This is a genomic window from Bacillus sp. EB106-04-02-XG92, assembly GCF_058791995.1.
The window spans coordinates 468465-483541 of record NZ_JBYTEA010000001.1; the positions used below are offsets into that span (position 1 = coordinate 468465).

Here is a 15077-nt window from a genome sequence, read left to right on the forward strand (position 1 = left end):
GAAGTGATAACGGCAATGTAATCTACATATATTTTTGCCAATAACAAGAAAAGAAAAACCTTTTCCTACATTTATATCATAAAATGATGAATGACTCAACAAATGAAAACGCTGTTATATTAGTTATTACGTTTTGCAATCAAATCGCAAATAGATAATAAATATTCATCTTGTAATTGCAAGGAACCAATAGCATCTTTTGCTTTTGCAATAGTTTCTTCTAAAATATCCTTTGCTCTATCTACAGTAAATAACGTCGTATATGTGCTCTTTTCGTTGGAAACATCACTACCAATCGGTTTTCCAATCTCTTCTTCGGTTCCTTCCACATCTAAAATATCATCTCGAATTTGGAAAGCTAGGCCGATATATTTTGCAAACGCAAGTAACTGTTCTTCTTGTTCTTTTGTGGCATCAGAAAGAATCGATCCGGCAAGTACAGCGAATTCAAGTAGTTTCCCAGTCTTATGCTTATGAATATACTCCAACTCATCAATCGTAAGTTGTTTTCCTTCCGCTTCCATATCTGCCACTTGTCCGCCAACCATTCCTTCTGGGCCCGCTGCTTTTGCAAGCTCAAGTACAAGTCTTACCTTTTTCTCAGCAGAGATTTCCTTTTGTTCATATGCCATAATAACTTGAAAAGCATACGTCAACAAACCATCGCCTGCTAAAACTGCCATCGCTTCACCAAATACTTTATGATTTGTGGGCTTCCCTCTTCTTAAATCATCATCATCCATACAAGGTAAATCATCATGAACTAACGAGTATGTATGTATCATTTCAAGAGCACAAGCTGCACCTACTCCAAGATTTCTTTCTTTACCAAATGCTTGTAATGTCGCAAATAAAAGTAACGGGCGGAGACGCTTTCCACCCGCTTCCAAAGAATATGCCATCGCTTCACGAAGTACATTTGGACATTGTAATTCATTTGCATAGCTTACAAGCTTCTCTTCTACGAAAGTTTTACTTTCTTTCAAAAAAGTATCAAAAGCAACAGTCACTATGCTTCATCTCCTAAAGCAGTAAACGGTTCAAGCTCTCCATCTTCCCCAAGAATAACTGCCATTTGTTCTTGTACGTTCTTCAACTTCTCATCACAAAGCTTAGATAACTCCATACCTTCTTTAAAATAAGAAATTGCTTCTTCTAAAGGTACGTCACCTTGCTCTAGCTTAGAAACGAGATGCTCAAGTTGCGAAATTGCCTCTTCAAAGCTTAATTTATTTTCCATTATTCAATTCACGCTCCTCTATGCCTGATACGCTACAATCTAGTATTCCATCTTGTAATTGAACTGAAACAGCATCTCCAAGGCTGACATCTTTCACACTTTTTAACACTTGCTTCTCTTCATCATATACAAGCCCGTACCCTCTCATCATTACTTTAAGCGGACTTAACGCTTCAAGTTTTTGAGCAGCTCTTACAAAGGCAAATTCTTTCGTTTGAAGTAATGTTTGCATTTCTCGTTGCAATTGCTTTTGCAACGTTTCAACCGCTACCTTCGTTTGCATAATCTTTTGAGATGGGTGGTGCTTCTCTAAATAAAATGAAAGCTGTTTTAACTGATTTACCTTTTTATCAATATAGCGCTCTTTCGCTAAAACAAGCTGTTCTAACGCTCTATCCAATTGCTCTTCTTTTTGCTCATAGACTTGTCTTGGATAACGGAACGCATAAGATTTTTGCAATACTTGTAGTTTTTCTTCTTTTTTATGTACTAACTCTCTCATTGCTCTTTGCAATCTTAGAGTTCTTTGTAATACCTTCTCTTTTAACTCAATAATATTCGGCGCTGCCAGCTCAGCCGCTGCAGTTGGTGTTGGCGCTCGTAAATCGGCAACAAAATCCGCAATTGTAAAGTCCGTTTCATGGCCTACTGCTGAAATAATAGGGATTTCACTCTTAAAAATGGCCCTTGCAACCATTTCTTCATTAAACGCCCATAATTCCTCAATAGAGCCTCCACCGCGCCCAACTATTAGAACATCTATCTCTTCCATTTCATTCGCTGTACGAATCGCTTGTACAATTGAGGGAGCTGCTGACTCCCCCTGTACAAGTACCGGAAACACAATAACATTTCCAATTGGATAACGACGTTTAATCGTTGTTATAATATCACGAATCGCTGCCCCTGTTGGCGACGTAATCACACCTATTGTTTTCGCATAAGGAGGAATTATTTTTTTATAAACTTGAGAAAACAATCCTTCTTCCTCTAAACGAACCTTTAATTGTTCGTAAGCTAAATGTAGGTTTCCAATTCCGTCAGGCTGCATATCTTGAATGTAAATTTGATAAGAACCACTCGCCTCGTAAACAGAGATTTTCCCTTTCACGAGTACCTTCATCCCATTTTCAGGTCTGAATTTAATATTACGATTATGACCCGCAAACATAACCGCTGCGATTCTTGCATTTTCATCTTTTAATGTAAAATACATGTGGCCACGGCTATGATTTTTAAAGTTGGAAATTTCACCTTTTAACCAAACAGACTGCAAATGCGGATCATATTCTATTTTTGTTTTTATATAGCGTGTTAACGCTGTAACGGTTAAATATTGTTTCTCCATTTCTCTCTCCTCATAGCCGACTCAAATTATTTACAAACAACACCTGCACGTTTAGCCGATTCAACAGTATTATGAAGAAGCATTGTGATTGTCATTGGACCAACACCCTTTGGCACAGGTGTAATGTAACCAGCAACATCTAACACGTTGTCAAAGTCAACATCACCACAAAGTTTACCTGTTTCTAAACGGTTTACACCAACGTCGATTACAACCGCTCCTTCTTTCATATAGTCAGCTGTTATCATCTTAGGTCGTCCAACAGCTACGATTAAAATATCAGCTAGCTTCGTTAACTCTTTCATATTTTGCGTCTTAGAATGACAGTATGTGACAGTTGCATTTTCATTTAAGAACAATTGTCCCACTGGCTTGCCGACAATATTACTTCTTCCGATTACTACAACATGTTTTCCCGAGATATCAAGATTTGTTTCTTTTACTAATTCTACAATACCGTGCGGTGTACATGGAAGGAATGTATCTTGTCCCGTCATCATACGTCCCACGCTGATTGGGTGAAATCCATCTACATCTTTTTCTGGTGAAATTCTTTCAATGATAGCTTTTTCTTCAATATGTTTTGGTAAAGGTAATTGCACTAATATGCCATTTATACGGTCATCGCTATTTAAGCGATCGATTTCAGCAAGCAAACGCTCCTCCGTAATTGTTTCAGGAAGTTCAATTAGCTCTGAATAGATTCCTACTTGTTCACAGCCCTTTTCTTTTCCTTTTACATAAGAACGAGATGCTGGATCTTCTCCAACTAGAATAACTGCTAATCCTGGTACAATCCCTTGCTCTTTCAACTTCACAACTTCTTCTGTTAATTGTGCTCGTTTTTTCTCCGCAACTTCATTTCCTTTGATGATTACTGCTACCATTTTAAGATTCCCCCTTAAAGAAATTACATTGTATCTTTTATATTAGATAAAACGCCGTTAATAAAACGACGAGATTCCTCATCCCCAAATGTTTTAGCAATTTCAATTGCCTCGTTAATTGTTACGTTGTGTGGAATTTCTTCCATGTATTTCATTTCATACACAGCTACACGTAAAATACTGCGATCCACAATACTAATACGCTCAAGCTTCCATTTTTTTAAGTTTTGACGAATCGCTTCATCAATCACTTCTTTATTTTCTACAAAACCTACTACAAGTGATTCTAGAAACTCATTTGTTTCTTCACCTTCATCTAGCGTGTTTTCCACCGCTACTTTCGGTTCTAATTCACCTGTAATATCCATTTGATATAATGCTTGCATCGCTCTTTCTCTAGCCGTCCTACGTTTCATTGTAACTCTCCTTTATGCTTCAAGTCTTTCCTTATGCTTTGTTATATTATTATAATTTATAAGCCGTCAATTCACTTACTCTTACAGTTTTCATTGATTTTCCAACCTTATAATACAATGATAATAACACAATTTATCATTTGACACACGGGTTACAAGGCTGAAAAATAATAAAAAGATTAACTTCAAGTTCCATATCTTATCACAATGTACGTTTTTTGGAAAAACGAAACATTTTCTTTTTAATTTCTTTTTTTTTGAAATAGTATAATAATTAGAGGGTTTTAATTTGTGAAGAAATGAAACGTTAAAAAAGATGCCTATGTTACTAGGCACCTTTTTCATTCTTACACTGGTTCGATTTCTGTTTTTTGTGTTTCGAATGTTACGCCAACGATGTGAACATTCACTTCTTTTGGCTCAAGTCCTGTCATTGTAAAGAGTGCTTGGCGAATGTTGTCTTGAATCTTTTGTGCAACAACTGGAATTGCTACGCCAAAATACATTACAACATAAAGGTCAACGATAATATCTTCGTTTGCTAATTCAACCTTTACACCTTTACCATGATTTTTCTTACCTAACTTCTCAACAACGTCTGTAGCAAAATTACCACGCATTGCCGCTACACCTTCTACCTCAGCAGCTGCAATACCTGCGATTACTTCAATTACTTCTGGTGCAATTTCTACTTTACCAAGAGTTGTATCTTGACCCATATCTAACATATGTTCAGCCATGAAAAAAACCTCCTTTAATGTATCACTGCGTCACAAGTTCATGCTCTTCCAAAAATTTCGTATTAAACTCACCTTTTACAAAATCAGGATGATCTAACAATTGCAAATGGAACGGGATTGTTGTATGTACGCCTTCAACGACAAACTCACTGAGTGCACGCTTCATTTTTGCAATTGCCTCTTCACGTGTTTTTCCGTGAACAATTAATTTAGCAACCATCGAATCATAGAAAGGTGGGATTGAATATCCCGGATATACAGCTGAATCGACGCGAATACCAAATCCGCCTGGTGGCAAGTACATTTCTACTTTACCTGGAGATGGCATAAATTTTTTGGCAGGGTTTTCCGCATTAATTCGGCATTCAATTGCCCAACCATTAAATTGTACTTCTTCTTGCTGTAACGATAACTTTTCTCCAGAAGCAACACGAATTTGTTCTTTAATTAAATCCATCCCTGTTACCATTTCAGTAACTGGATGCTCAACTTGAATTCTCGTATTCATCTCCATGAAATAAAAGCTTTTCGTTCTATATTCATAAATAAACTCAACCGTACCAGCACCTGTATAATCAACCGCTACCGCCGCTTTAACTGCCGCCTCACCCATCTGCTTGCGAACATTTTCATCAAGTGCAGGTGATGGACTTTCTTCTAATAGTTTTTGCAAGCGGCGCTGAATTGTACAATCACGCTCTCCTAAATGAATGGCATTTCCGTGTGTATCTGCCATTATTTGAATCTCAACATGGCGGAAATCTTCAACGTACTTTTCTAAGTATACACCAGGGTTCCCAAAAGCGGTACTAGCTTCTTGCTGTGTAATTTGAATTCCTTTTACAAGCTCTTCTTCATGGCGCGCAACACGAATACCTTTTCCGCCACCACCAGCAGTCGCTTTAATAATAACTGGATATCCAATTTGATTAGCAAGTTCGATCGCTTCTTCGGTATTTTTAATAATCCCTTGTGAACCTGGTACAATCGGAACCCCTGCTTCTTTCATTGTATCACGAGCAACGTCTTTTGTGCCCATCTTTGAAATAGCTTCTGGACTTGGACCGATAAAAATCAAGTTACATTCACGACATAACTCTGCAAAATCTGCATTTTCTGCTAAAAATCCGTATCCCGGATGAATAGCATCGCAGCCTGTTAACTTCGCAACGCTAATAATGTTCGTCAAATTTAAATAACTTTCTTTCGAAATCGTTGGTCCTACACAATACGCCTCATCAGCAATTTGTACGTGAAGTGACTCTTTATCTGCTTCTGAATAAATTGCAACTGTTTCAATATCCATTTCTTTACAAGCACGAATAATTCGTACAGCAATTTCCCCACGATTGGCTATTAATACTTTTTTTATCATCACAAAGACTCCCTTATTACGCTTTTACAAGAAATAGCGGTTGTCCATACTCCACAAGCTGTCCATTATTAACAAGAATCTCAACAATTTCGCCATCTACATCAGCATCGATTTCGTTAAATAATTTCATAGCCTCGACAATACATACGATAGAATCTTTCGATACTCTATCCCCTACACTTACATATGCAGGTGTATCAGGCGAAGAGGAAGAATAGAATGTACCTACCATCGGTGAAGTAATTTTATGTAGGTTTTCATTTTGAACAGCTTTTTTCTCTTCTTGTTTTGGTACTTCCACTTGTGCTGCCGCTACTGTTGTTTCAACTTCAACAGGCGCTACTGGTTGCACGGCTTGTTTCGCTACAGGTGCTTGCACCGCAACAACTTCATTACCACGCTTTTTCATTTTGATTGTTGTACCATCTTTTTTGTATTCAAATTCATCAATATTAGAGCTATCAATTAATTTAATTAATTCACGAACTTCTTGAATTTTAAACATGTAAAATCCACTCCCATACTCTTGTTTGTCCCGTTTTTACAGATTCTCGTCAATAAAAACTAGATTGACTGTAAAAATACGATGTACTCTATTAGAAAATGTATTTTATTTACTAATAGAAATAGTTACTATTTCCATCTTACGATAAATTTTTTAAACATTCCAATTTATATTTCTTTATAATAAATCGAAATTCCTGTAAAAATATTATTCCAATAAAAATTTATTACCTAGTAATAATACCAAGTTTCACACAAAATTGGCAAGACCACTTCCTAAAAAACATTCTTTACTTTTTCAAAATGCTATAAATTAACCATATCATTACCGCTCTATTCTTCACCTCATCTATAGTCAATAATATATTTTTACCAAACATTATTTTTTTGTTTACACGTCGTTCATCATTCCTTCATATAAGAATAGTATGTTCAAAGTGTAGAAAATATATCGTATCGAGGTGTGGACATATGATATGGCTCATTCTCTTCTTACCTGCCGTAATGGTCTGGGCATTCGTTCTCTTCATCCACGTCAAATCTGGAAAAAGTAATCATCGTTACCATGAACCACTAATCTTTTACTCACAACGTATTTCTCCATTCCGAGTTGAGCATAATAAAAGCAACTACAAAGACGAAACAGAAAAAAGCTATCGAAAATGATAGCTTTTTTCTATTATTATTTTCATCTAATTATTTTCAAACAATCCGATTCGCAAAAAATTAATAATCCGCGGGGGATGTCCCCGCGGATTATTAATTTTTATTTTGTTGGTGGATCAAATTTCACACCTACATCTTTTGATCCGCCTTCACTTCTTACAAGCTGTATAATTTTATTTGCTTCTTTTTGTGAATGTTTTGCTGCTTTCACAGTGACTCTAATGTCAGTTCCATCCGCTCTTACAAGAGCATCTTTATATCCACCTTGAGATTTAATTACTGTCTCAAGTAGTTCTTGCTTCGTTTCCATTGTAGTGATTGCATCAAAGTTATCTTTCGCTTTACTCTTTTCTGTTGCTGAAGATTTTGCTGAATTCATCACTTCTTGTAATCTTGCTTTTTGTTCACTTCGCTGATCTTCCATTTGCATACGTAGCGCTGTGAAATTTTCATCACTTGATTGAACTGTTACGTTAGCATCTTTTTTACTTGTTTCTTTGTTTGATGTTTCCTTGTTTGCATTCTCTTTTTTGTCTGTTTCTTTGTTTGTTTCTTTATTTGATGTTTCCATATTTGTAGTCTCTTTTTTCGGCGTTTCTTTCGGTGCTTCATTTGTAACAGCTTTATCAGTACCTTGTTTTTCTTGTCCAATCTTTTCACCTGTTGCTGGTGATGCTGTATTCATTTTGTCAGGAGTTGTTACGTAATAAACAGATAGTACAACAACTAAACTTAACATCGTTAATAACCAAACCGTTTGTTTTTTTAACACTTTATTTCCTCCCTATCAATTTTTCGGTGATACTGAAACGCGATGAGCTGGTACATCTAGCAGCCGGATGACTGCTTCTTTTACCATCGCTTTAACTTGTATATTATCCACTCCTTTTGCTACGACAAGGACACCTCGCACTTTCGGTTTCTCTGTTCGTAAAACAACGGGAGTTTCTTTATCCCCTTCACGTATAATGACTGTCTTTTCATCAAGAGACTCATCTTCCACTTCTCTTTTACCACCTGTTTTATCTGTTTCACCTGTTGTTTGTGAACGTTTCACAGTATTTTTCTCTAATATTTTTTCTTCTGATGAATCTAAATTCACTTTAATCGTTACATCTTTTACTCCTGCTATTTCTTCTAAAGCTGCTTTTAATTCTTGTTCATACGCTTTTTCATACTTTTCTACATTTGACATATTATCATTATTTTTTTGTCCAAAAGTTGGTACGTCTTTTTCTTGATTTTGAGTTTTTTGTTCTTTAAATACAGGTACTTCTTCTTTTTTACTCGATAATAAACTACTAGAAAACATAAGCAAAATTCCAAGTATGAGTAGGACAAGTAAAAACTTAGGTGTCACCTTTTTTCCCTTCTCATTGCTTTCTTTTTCATCCCCATTCAATAAGTTTCGAAAAAATGAGAACTTCGAATTTTTATCTTTATTGTCCATTTACTCTACCTGTCCTCCCTTCCATTTGAACTTGGATTTGTTTATTCTCTAGTTGCCACCTGCTTGAAAAGAAATCTTTCATTTCTACATTCGCTTCCTCTACTTTTTTCGGTGGTTCTTTCGTATTAATTTCAACTGGTTTTACTGTTTCGATTGCATCATTTTTACTACGTTCTTTTTCTTTCAACGTCACAACAACAGATTGAATATCTTTCGCTGACTTTACTTCCGCTGTGCTTTCCGCTGCGACTATTTGTATTTCAGAGACTGTCATACCATACTGTTTCTCAAACTCTTTTCCTACTTCTTTTTTCATTTTGGTAGCCATCTCTTCTAAACTATATGCACGTGTTAAAGCTTGTATTTCTTTTTTCTTCGAATCTATTGAATTTTTTACAGATCCTTCTGCTACGTACTTCTCTTCATTAAAATTTGCGATTACTTCATTTACATCTGTTTGTAATAATTTAAATAGAGGCGTTAAAATTAAAACAACTAATAATAGACTTACAACAAATTTAACGTACTTTTGCAAATTAGAATTTGGAAGAATAAGATGAAGCATTGTCGCTAAGAGTAAAAAAACGATAATATTTCGAATCCACTCTGTAACAAATTGCATACCCTTCACCTCCTACCGCATCATAAGTGTAATATTCCCCGCAGCAATAATAATTGTGATACTTAAAAAGAACATAAACGATACGATAGCTAAGCAAGCAAATACATAAATGATGCTTCGGCCAATGATATCTAAACATTGAATAATTGCTCCGCTGCCAACTGGTTGCAATACTGCTGCTGCGAACTTATAAATAAATGCGATACAAAAAATTTGAATCGCTGGAAAAGCGACAATTAAGCATAGAATGACGAGCCCGATAATTCCGACTGTATTTTTTAATAATCCCGATGCACTAATAACAGTATCCGCTGCCTCGGTAAACATTCTTCCTACTACGGGAATAAAGTTCCCTGTTACAAATTTAGCTGTTTTCACAGCGATTCCATCAGCAACAGCTGTCGCTGTTCCTTGTACAGATAATACCCCTAAAAAAATTGTTAAAAAGATACCTATAATCCCAACGCTAACGTTTTGCAGAAGCTTGGACAATTTCGTAACTTTATATTGATCGCTCATCGTACTTACAATGCTTAATATCGTTGCAAGTAATAAAAGTGGTAGAACGATATAATTCATCAAAAGCCCACTCGTATTCATTAAGAAGATGATAATCGGATGAAAAAACGATACAGATACAACGCCGCCCCCTGTCGCTATGAGTGCAAGCAAGATTGGCAATAACGCTAATATGAAATCTACCATTGTTTGTATCGTTTCTCTTGCATATGTCATGACGACATAAAAGCTGTTTAAAGCGAAAATAATGAGTACCATATATACAACTGCATCGGCAATTTTGCTTACACTACTCTTTGAAAATGCCGATTGTAGTGATTGCAACAATGCACTAAAAATTGTAAGCATAATAAGCGTCCCAAGTAGTTTCCCATTTGCAACAAGTTCGTGAAATAAATATTTTAATAAACCGAGCATCCACTCTTTTATAGAAATTTCTTTTTCTCCCTTTACAAACTCCATAAAACTACCTTTTTGACTCTCTGGTAAGTAACCTCCATATTTTGTAACAAGCCCGTCCCAAAATTGCTTCACATCTTCAATTCCGAGCTTATCCAATTGTTGATCAACGACGTTTGTTTCTACAGGAGAAGCTTGTACAACAACCGGTAAAGAAAAGAAAAGGAAGCAAGCAAATAGCAGCTTAGCTCCAAAGCCCCTCAACATTCACTCCCCCTTATCCCGTCGGTAAAAATCCGAGAATAGTTTCAATTACAACCGTCAAAATAGGAATCGCCATAACGAGAATTAAAATCTTTCCAGCTAATTCAATTTTCGAAGCAATTGCACCTTGCCCTGCATCCTTTGTAATTTGCGCTCCAAACTCAGCGATATAAGCAATCCCAATAATTTTTAGCAACGTTTCTACATATACGTTGCTTACTTTCGCTTCACTCGCTACTCTCTCAATCATTTGTAAAATAGCGTGAATTTGATCAATTAAAATAAGAAACATCACGCTACCTACAAACACAATAAATAATGACGTAATGCTAGATTTATGCTGATTCAATACAGCTGCTAAAAACGTAGCAACGAGGCCTAATCCGACAATTTGTATAATTTCGATGCGAACCGCCCCCTTTACTGGAAGAGAAAGACACTTTTAATCTTGTCGAATAACGTATTAATTAAAAATGCGACGTGAAATAAAATAACAACAAAACCGACAAGGATAACCCAATTTGCAATATCCTCACGCTTTAATTCTTTTAGTACGGTATGAATGAAAGCTAAAACAATGCCGATTCCGGCGATTTGAAATATTAATCCAACATCAATGGACATCGCCTTTCTCCCTCCTATAGCAGTAAAATTACGATAAGTAGCCCTGCTAGTACCCCTAAGCTCTTAATCATTTTTTCATATTGTAGTTGTAATGCTTTCGCTTCTTCTTCTTCTCTCTCTAAATGTGTAATACATAAGCGAATATGTTTTTGTTGTGACTCACGATCATGTTGTCCGAGCGTTTCACCAAATTGCTGCAAAATCTCATACTCAGTTTGTTGAAATGCTGTTAGCTTCCAATTTTCTTTCAAACTATCTATCCAAGCTTCTCTTACTGTTTGTTCTCCGCTTTCTAGCCTTCTGGCGAAACTTTGAAATATCCAATTTAACGGCTTCGGCATTTGTTTCACTAACCGCTCTGCAGCTTCAGACAAAGGTGTATGCCCATACATAATTTCTGCCTCTAATGATTGAAGCGCCGCTTTTAATAATCTAAGTTGCCTCGGTCTCTCACTATATCTTTTAGCATATGAAAACCCGAAAAAGGTGCTGACCGCAACGATTAACACTGCACCAAAGATTTTCACCATACGCCCTCAGCCTTTCTATGAGGTAATACCGATTTTCCATTCTTATCTTTCACTTGCATAACTGTTCCCGGCCCTCTTGCTTTTGATAGCTCCACAAATCTATCAAATATGCCGAGCTCCAGCACCGCCTTTAGTGATGGACGTTTCACAACATCATCATAAGAAAATCCATGTGCACTTATAAAAAGCTGAACCCCAGCATGCACCGCTTCCATAATTGCTTCACTATCTTCTTTACGTCCGATTTCATCTACGATCAAAATATCTGGACTCATAGAACGGATCATCATCATCATTCCTTCAGCTTTTGGACATGCGTCTAACACATCTACTCTTGTGCCAAAGTCATATTGCGGAATGCCTTTCACACAGCCAGCAATCTCTGACCGCTCATCAACAATTCCCACTTTACAAGAAGGAATTTTCGACTCACTTACACCTTGACTCATGCATCGTGCTACGTCTCTTAAAAGAGTTGTTTTCCCCGTTTGCGGCGGGCCAATTACCATCGTGTTTAACCATCGTGATTTATATAAATACGGCAAAAGTGGTTCTGCAATTCCGATTTTTTGACGAGCAATACGAATATTAAAGGAAGAGACATCTCGAATCATTTTCACTGCGCTTTTTTCTGTAATGACTTTTCCTGCTAAGCCGATTCTATGCCCACCTCGAAGTGTTACATACCCACGCTTTAATTCTTCTTCCATCGTATAAATTGAGAATTGACTTAACTTATTCAATAAGTAAATCGCATCCTCTGCTGTAACGACATAGTCATAAAAAAACACTTCACCATGAGCAATACACTCTAGCGGTCTTCCAATTCGAACACGGATTTCCTCTAGAGCATCGTACTGCTTACAACTTTCCACTAACTGCTTCATCGTTTTCGGTAAAACTTCTAATACTTCTTTCATCAGCTTCTCCCCACTATACTCGACTTACTTATTTCAACAACGCGATAAAAATGCAGCCAATTCCAAGCGCTAGAAAAAAGAGTTTCAAGAAAGAAATCTCACTTGCCACACTCGCTATGCCTATTGTCATTGTTAAAATTAATACGGTCGGTCCAACAAACGCCAACATACCATTTATAAACAATGCTTTCTTCGCATCATTCACATAGAGCATAAGCAAAGCGGCGAATATTTCCGCGCTACCTGAAAACAACCGAAGTAATCCCATTACAAGCACAGATGTTTCCATTGCCGCTAGCCACTGTTTCATTCTCCCACCTTCTCCCATAACGGTTACTAGTGTGTGTGCTAAAAAAGAATATATTTGTACAACCATATGCAGAGGTTGTCTATTTCAGAATTAAAAACATAATTTTTATCTAACGCCTTCACATAATCTGAACATTCTTATTATTTAATGGTATATTATGGTATATTTAATTTAAAAGGGGTATAGTCGATGCAGCATGAGCGACAGAACTAAAGTCATCTCGCGTACGATCGTATCTCGCCATTTTTTTAATTAGCTATATGTACAAAATGAGGGGGGAAAATATGAAGGTATTAAAAATTAGTTTAACGATTGTAGTAGAATTAGCTCTTATTTATCTTTTTTCATTGTTGGTCAGTTGGTCATTTATGGAGGCCTTTTTCCTTGGTAGTTTAGCGATATTCGGTGCAATTTGGCTCATTGCTTTAAATATAAACCGAAACGCCAACATTGATCATACTATATATAAAACAGATACGGTAAAACCTTTTCAAATGACATGGGGTCCTTACACAACAGGTGCTGCTAGTCTTACAGCTTTCAGTTTTATAATAACCACTATTTATTATCTGCCCTATTTCCTATAAAAAAAGCACTCGTGATAATCACGAGTGCTTTTCTACTATGCACGAGAAACGTATTTACCTTCACCAGTGTTGATGATAAGCATTTCGCCTTCGTTAATGAAGATTGGTACTTGTACAACAAGACCAGTTTCTAATGTAGCTGGTTTTGTTACGTTAGAAGCAGTATCCCCTTTAATACCTGGCTCTGTTTCTGTAACTTGTAATTCAACTGTGTTTGGAAGTTCAACACCAAGTACTTCGCCTTGGTAAGTCATAATAGATACTTCCATGTTTTCTTTTAGGAATTTAAGCTCGCGCTCGATTTGGTTTTCACCAAGTTCGATTTGCTCGTAAGTTCCGTTATCCATAAATACGTGAGCCTCACCGCTTGCGTATAAGTATTGCATACGACGGTTTTCGATGTGTGCTTTTTCTACTTTCTCACCTGCACGGAATGTTTTCTCTTGAACAGAACCTGTGCGAAGGTTACGTAGTTTAGAACGTACGAATGCAGCACCTTTACCTGGCTTTACGTGTTGGAAATCAAGTACTTGCCAAAGGCTATTATCCACTGAAATTGTTAAACCTGTACGAAAATCGTTTACTGAAATCATGTAAAAAAATCCTCCTGTGTATTACAAAATAATAAGTTCTTTTGGTGATTTCGTAATTACTTCATTACCTTCACTTGTTACAATGATATCATCTTCAATACGTACGCCGCCAATACCTGGAATATAAATACCTGGTTCTACTGTTACAGCCATACCTGGTTCAAGAACTGTATCAGAACGGAACGCTAAACCTGGTGCTTCATGGATTTCAAGACCGATTCCATGACCAGTAGAGTGTCCGAAGTATTCACCGTATCCTTTTTCCGTTATGTAATCGCGCGTTAACGCATCCGCTTCACGGCCTGTTAAACCAGCTTTAATACCGTTCACACCACGTAATTGTGCTTCTAAAACGATATTATAAATTTCTTTCAATTTATCAGATGGTTCACCAACTGCGATCGTACGAGTAATATCAGAGCAATACCCTTTGTAATAAGCGCCGAAGTCTAATGTAACGAAATCTCCTGTTTCTATCACTTTTTCAGATGCCACGCCGTGCGGTAATGCCGAACGAAGACCTGAAGCAACGATACTATCAAACGAAGAAGATGTTGCTCCTTGTTTTCTCATGAAAAATTCAAGTTCATTTGACACTTCAATTTCAGATACTCCCGGGCGAATGAATGATAGAATATGTTCAAAGGCAGCATCTGCAATCTGTGCAGCTTCCTTTAATATCTTAATCTCTGAATCAGTCTTTATCAAGCGTAACTTTTCTACAAGCCCAGAAGTTGGGATAAATTCAGCATCGATCGCTTCTTTATGAGCTGAATAAGAACTATATGTAAGAGTATCTTGCTCAAAGCCAAGCTTTTGAATTCCTAGTTCCTTCACTTGCTTTGCAACTTCATCGATAATTAATCCTGCATGCTGTACAATCTCATATCCAACAGCTTGTTTAGTAGCCTGCTCTACGTAACGGAAGTCTGTAATAAATTGAGCACGATTTTTCGAAATCAGTACAACACCAGCTGTTCCTGTAAAGTTAGCCATATATCTACGACTATGTTCATTTGTTAACAAAATACCATCAATACCAGCCTCATCAAATGCACTTCTTAATCTTTCGATTTTCTCCAC

21 protein-coding genes are annotated in these 15077 nt (G+C 36.7%); 2 read left to right on the forward strand and 19 right to left on the reverse strand.

Annotated features, from left to right (window positions below):
* Positions 1-119: 119 nt before the first annotated feature.
* The 8 genes from ispA to accB all read right to left on the reverse strand — a co-directional run bounded on the left by ispA (position 120) and on the right by accB (position 6511).
* The gene (gene ispA / locus AC3WVA_RS02400; RefSeq protein WP_098344890.1) at positions 120-1010 is read right to left on the reverse strand and encodes a (2E,6E)-farnesyl diphosphate synthase; all 891 of its coding nucleotides are present in this window, start codon (positions 1008-1010) and stop codon (positions 120-122) included.
* The gene (gene xseB / locus AC3WVA_RS02405; RefSeq protein ID WP_000428423.1) at positions 1010-1240 is read right to left on the reverse strand and encodes an exodeoxyribonuclease VII small subunit; all 231 of its coding nucleotides are present in this window, start codon (positions 1238-1240) and stop codon (positions 1010-1012) included. The genes ispA and xseB overlap by 1 nt, the downstream gene beginning before the upstream one ends.
* A complete protein-coding gene (gene xseA / locus AC3WVA_RS02410) occupies positions 1230-2588 on the reverse strand; it encodes an exodeoxyribonuclease VII large subunit (protein ID WP_098344889.1) in 1359 nt (452 codons plus the stop codon). Before xseA ends, xseB begins: the two co-directional genes overlap by 11 nt.
* Positions 2589-2614: 26 nt before the next feature.
* Positions 2615-3475 (reverse strand): bifunctional methylenetetrahydrofolate dehydrogenase/methenyltetrahydrofolate cyclohydrolase FolD, encoded by an 861-nt coding sequence (gene folD, locus AC3WVA_RS02415; RefSeq protein ID WP_061677468.1) that lies wholly within the window; start codon positions 3473-3475, stop codon positions 2615-2617.
* A 23-nt stretch (positions 3476-3498) separates the two neighbouring features.
* Positions 3499-3891 (reverse strand): N utilization substance protein NusB, encoded by a 393-nt coding sequence (gene nusB, locus AC3WVA_RS02420; RefSeq protein WP_098344888.1) that lies wholly within the window; start codon positions 3889-3891, stop codon positions 3499-3501.
* 347 nt (positions 3892-4238) lie between these two features.
* Positions 4239-4631, reverse strand: a complete 393-nt coding sequence (locus AC3WVA_RS02425) for an Asp23/Gls24 family envelope stress response protein (RefSeq protein ID WP_000807630.1) — start codon at positions 4629-4631, stop codon at positions 4239-4241.
* A gap of 22 nt (positions 4632-4653) precedes the next feature.
* A complete protein-coding gene (gene accC / locus AC3WVA_RS02430) occupies positions 4654-6006 on the reverse strand; it encodes an acetyl-CoA carboxylase biotin carboxylase subunit (RefSeq protein ID WP_048531063.1) in 1353 nt (450 codons plus the stop codon).
* Between the two features lie 16 nt (positions 6007-6022).
* Positions 6023-6511, reverse strand: a complete 489-nt coding sequence (gene accB / locus AC3WVA_RS02435; protein WP_048531065.1) for an acetyl-CoA carboxylase biotin carboxyl carrier protein — start codon at positions 6509-6511, stop codon at positions 6023-6025.
* Between the two features lie 470 nt (positions 6512-6981).
* Between accB and AC3WVA_RS02440 the strand changes: the two genes are divergently transcribed.
* Positions 6982-7176 (forward strand): hypothetical protein, encoded by a 195-nt coding sequence (locus AC3WVA_RS02440; RefSeq protein ID WP_048531067.1) that lies wholly within the window; start codon positions 6982-6984, stop codon positions 7174-7176.
* A 100-nt stretch (positions 7177-7276) separates the two neighbouring features.
* On the opposite strand, the gene AC3WVA_RS02445 is transcribed toward AC3WVA_RS02440, so the two are convergent.
* From AC3WVA_RS02445 to AC3WVA_RS02485, 9 genes are read right to left on the reverse strand one after another with little or no spacing between them, the layout of a single operon-like run.
* Complete coding sequence (locus tag AC3WVA_RS02445; protein ID WP_048531069.1) at positions 7277-7948, reverse strand: SpoIIIAH-like family protein; 672 nt, start codon at positions 7946-7948, stop codon at positions 7277-7279.
* A gap of 15 nt (positions 7949-7963) precedes the next feature.
* Complete coding sequence (gene spoIIIAG, locus AC3WVA_RS02450; RefSeq protein WP_048531071.1) at positions 7964-8626, reverse strand: stage III sporulation protein AG; 663 nt, start codon at positions 8624-8626, stop codon at positions 7964-7966.
* A complete protein-coding gene (spoIIIAF, locus tag AC3WVA_RS02455; RefSeq protein WP_048531074.1) occupies positions 8616-9248 on the reverse strand; it encodes a stage III sporulation protein AF in 633 nt (210 codons plus the stop codon). Before spoIIIAF ends, spoIIIAG begins: the two co-directional genes overlap by 11 nt.
* Before the next feature lie 12 nt (positions 9249-9260).
* A complete protein-coding gene (gene spoIIIAE, locus AC3WVA_RS02460; RefSeq protein ID WP_000943696.1) occupies positions 9261-10433 on the reverse strand; it encodes a stage III sporulation protein AE in 1173 nt (390 codons plus the stop codon).
* Between the two features lie 10 nt (positions 10434-10443).
* Complete coding sequence (gene spoIIIAD, locus AC3WVA_RS02465) at positions 10444-10827, reverse strand: stage III sporulation protein AD (RefSeq protein WP_079245909.1); 384 nt, start codon at positions 10825-10827, stop codon at positions 10444-10446.
* A gap of 23 nt (positions 10828-10850) precedes the next feature.
* A complete protein-coding gene (gene spoIIIAC / locus AC3WVA_RS02470) occupies positions 10851-11054 on the reverse strand; it encodes a stage III sporulation protein AC (RefSeq protein ID WP_000020914.1) in 204 nt (67 codons plus the stop codon).
* 14 nt (positions 11055-11068) lie between these two features.
* Positions 11069-11584: a stage III sporulation protein SpoIIIAB gene (gene spoIIIAB / locus AC3WVA_RS02475; protein WP_016086319.1), complete on the reverse strand. Its 516-nt coding sequence runs from the start codon at positions 11582-11584 to the stop codon at positions 11069-11071.
* Positions 11578-12504 (reverse strand): stage III sporulation protein AA, encoded by a 927-nt coding sequence (spoIIIAA, locus tag AC3WVA_RS02480; RefSeq protein WP_098519985.1) that lies wholly within the window; start codon positions 12502-12504, stop codon positions 11578-11580. The genes spoIIIAB and spoIIIAA overlap by 7 nt, the downstream gene beginning before the upstream one ends.
* Positions 12505-12532: 28 nt before the next feature.
* Positions 12533-12814: a YqhV family protein gene (locus AC3WVA_RS02485; protein ID WP_000816054.1), complete on the reverse strand. Its 282-nt coding sequence runs from the start codon at positions 12812-12814 to the stop codon at positions 12533-12535.
* 284 nt (positions 12815-13098) lie between these two features.
* On the opposite strand from AC3WVA_RS02485, the gene AC3WVA_RS02490 reads away from it, so the two are divergent.
* Positions 13099-13401 (forward strand): hypothetical protein, encoded by a 303-nt coding sequence (locus AC3WVA_RS02490; RefSeq protein ID WP_098344886.1) that lies wholly within the window; start codon positions 13099-13101, stop codon positions 13399-13401.
* A 35-nt stretch (positions 13402-13436) separates the two neighbouring features.
* Here AC3WVA_RS02490 and efp read toward each other — a convergent pair whose 3' ends face one another.
* Positions 13437-13994, reverse strand: a complete 558-nt coding sequence (gene efp / locus AC3WVA_RS02495) for an elongation factor P (RefSeq protein ID WP_029439892.1) — start codon at positions 13992-13994, stop codon at positions 13437-13439.
* A 21-nt stretch (positions 13995-14015) separates the two neighbouring features.
* Complete coding sequence (gene pepQ / locus AC3WVA_RS02500) at positions 14016-15077, reverse strand: Xaa-Pro dipeptidase (RefSeq protein ID WP_492321771.1); 1062 nt, start codon at positions 15075-15077, stop codon at positions 14016-14018.